Annotated in this window: 2 protein-coding genes; both read left to right on the forward strand. The window is 48.3% G+C overall.

The window, feature by feature from the left end; all coding sequences use genetic code 11:
* The coding region (locus HBA93_RS19085) for a cytochrome d ubiquinol oxidase subunit II (protein ID WP_221724351.1) at positions 1 to 193 on the forward strand (193 nt) is incomplete at its 5' end.
* Positions 194 to 244: 51 nt separating this feature from the next.
* On the forward strand, positions 245 to 391 hold a 147-nt coding region (cydX, locus tag HBA93_RS19090), incomplete at its 3' end, for a cytochrome bd-I oxidase subunit CydX (RefSeq protein WP_221724352.1).

A 391-nucleotide genomic window follows, 5' to 3' on the forward strand; every position in this document is an offset into this window, starting at 1 on the left:
CATTCTGCCGTCGTCACTGGATCCTGGTATGAGCCTGACAGTCTGGGATAGTTCTTCCAGTCATCTGACCCTGTTTATCATGCTGGTCAGCACCGGCATCATGCTGCCGATCATCATGTTCTATACAAGCTGGGTCTATTATGTGCTGCGCGGCAAGGTCACGGAAAGCGATATGGAAGAGGGGCATTATTAAAATGACATCTCCCAAAATCACTCCCGTTTCCTGTTTTTGATGAGGCTTTAAATGTGGTATTTTGCTTGGATATTAGGACTTCCGCTCGCAGCCGCTTTCGCAGTGCTCAATGCTATGTGGTATGAGCTGGTAGATGATGCTGCCAAACGCAAAGCGCATGCACAGAGTGGTGCAGAGCACAAAACAGACAAAGCTGTT

Source organism: Ochrobactrum sp. SFR4 (assembly GCF_019730395.1).
Lineage (GTDB): Bacteria > Pseudomonadota > Alphaproteobacteria > Rhizobiales > Rhizobiaceae > Pseudochrobactrum.